This window comes from Symbiobacterium terraclitae (assembly GCF_017874315.1).
In the GTDB taxonomy this organism is placed as follows: domain Bacteria; phylum Bacillota; class Sulfobacillia; order Symbiobacteriales; family Symbiobacteriaceae; genus Symbiobacterium; species Symbiobacterium terraclitae.
On the sequence record NZ_JAGGLG010000062.1, the window covers coordinates 1 to 1,904 of the forward strand.

The following is a 1,904-nucleotide window of genomic DNA, read 5'->3' on the forward strand; positions in this document are numbered from 1 at the left end:
TGAAATCGAGTAGGCCGTAGGGTCGCCCTACGACCTCTCACAACACCGGACATGCGGGTCACGCATCCGGCGTTTCGTCAAGCGCTCCGAGTCGATTCGTAGCTTTCCTTCAGGCTCTTGAGCCCTTGGGCTTGCCAGTAGGCAAGCCCGAGGGCTTTATGCATCTGGGGGGTGTGCGCTGCTCGCCAGGGTCCCGCCTGCATCCATGCCGCCTTTCGGGCAGGCCCAGGGTTCAGGCCCAGGCGTCTCAGTTCACGGTAGCGGGTTCGGCCCCGCTTCCACTGCTTCCAGAGGCACATCCGCAGGCGACTCCGTATCCACTGATCCATCTCAGCGAATACGCTGGGCGTCTCGGCAAGGCGGAAGTACGCCAGCCATCCTCCCAGGTATGCGTTGAGTCGGCGGATTCGTTCGTTGGGTGCCAGCGGTCGTGTCCGGTTGGTTATCTCACGGATTTTCGCCGTGAACCGCTCCTTCGTCTTCGGGGCGAGGCGAATGCGGACCCGCTTCCCTGGCAGGAAGCTGAACCCCAGAAACTTGCGTTTCCATGGGCGGTCCACCGCACTCTTCTCCTCGTTGACCTTGAGCTTCAGCCGGCCCTCCAGAAGCCGCCTCATGCCCTGCATGACTCGCTCTCCGGCCCGCTTGCTCCGCACATAGACATTGCAGTCGTCGGCGTAGCGGGCGAACCGGTGCCCGCGGCTCTCCAGTTCCTTGTCCAGGTCGTCCAGCAGGATGTTGGCCAGCAAGGGGCTGAGCGGTCCGCCCTGCGGCGTCCCCTCCTCCGTCCTTACCTTGACCCCTCCCTCCATGACGCCTGCTTCCAGGTACCGGCGGATCAGCCGCAGCACTCGCTTGTCCCGCACCTTCCTTGCTACCCGCGCCATGAGCACGTCGTGGTTGACCCGGTCGAAGAACTGGGCCAAGTCCACATCGACTACCCATGTGAACCCCTCTTCGATGTGGTTCCGGGCCGCTCTGACCGCATCGTGTGCGCTTCTGCCAGGGCGGAATCCGTAGCTGCTCTCCGAGAAGTTCGGGTCGAAGATGGGCGTGAGAACCTGAGACAGCGCCTGCTGGATCAGACGGTCGAGCACGGTCGGAACGCCCAGGAGTCGCTTGCCGCCTTGGGGTTTCGGGATTTCGACCCTTCGGACTGGCTGCGGCTCATAAGTCCCGTTCAGCAGTTCGGTCCGGATGCGCTCCCAGTGCTGGCGGAGGTACGGACGCAGGTCTTTGGTCTCCATGCCGTCCACGCCTGGTGAGCCGCCATTCCTCTCGACTCGCTTCAGTGCCGCAAGCATGTTGCTGCGTTCGACCATCTGCTCCAGCAAAGCCTCGAATCGGGGCTCGGGGGATGGGCGCTCGGGTTGTGCCGAAGACGCACTCGGCCCTCCTGCGGTCCCCTGCGGCTTCACCGCTTTCTCCCGCAGGTAGGCCCCTTCTGGGGTTTTCTGCTGTCGCTGTGCGTCCTGCGAACGTGCCAAGGCTCATCCTCCTCTTGACGTTCGGCCCTTCCCGGCTGCGGCGTCCCGCCTCCGGTACTATGGCCTCTGCTGACTCCCTCCCGGTCGAGGCTGGCCTCGGTCTCTCCTTGTGCCTGCCTTGTCAGTGCCACTGACGTTCCGGAAGGGTCTCCCCAGGTAAGAGCGCTGACCTTCCCCCCGCACCGGCTGCGTTTACTCTCCTGCCCTTTGGTGGCCTCGGGTTTCGTCGCTCGCGGCCGACTCACCCAAGCAGGCTAGCCTCACACGCAGTTCGTGTTCCTCCGGTCGTGGGTTTGCCTCCGGCTTCCTCCAGACCCCCATTACTGGGCAGCCCTTGCCTTTGGCTAACGGGCTGGTGCCACCTCGCCCGTATTGGACTTTCACCAACAAGTCAGCGCCCATGCTGGGCGCACCGCG

Annotated in this window: 1 protein-coding gene; it reads right to left on the reverse strand. The window is 64.0% G+C overall.

Translation table 11 applies throughout. The features are described 5' to 3' along the window. Positions 1-77: 77 nt before the first annotated feature. Complete coding sequence (gene ltrA / locus J2Z79_RS18105; RefSeq protein WP_209468307.1) at positions 78-1,331, reverse strand: group II intron reverse transcriptase/maturase; 1,254 nt, start codon at positions 1,329-1,331, stop codon at positions 78-80. Positions 1,332-1,904 lie beyond the last annotated feature (573 nt).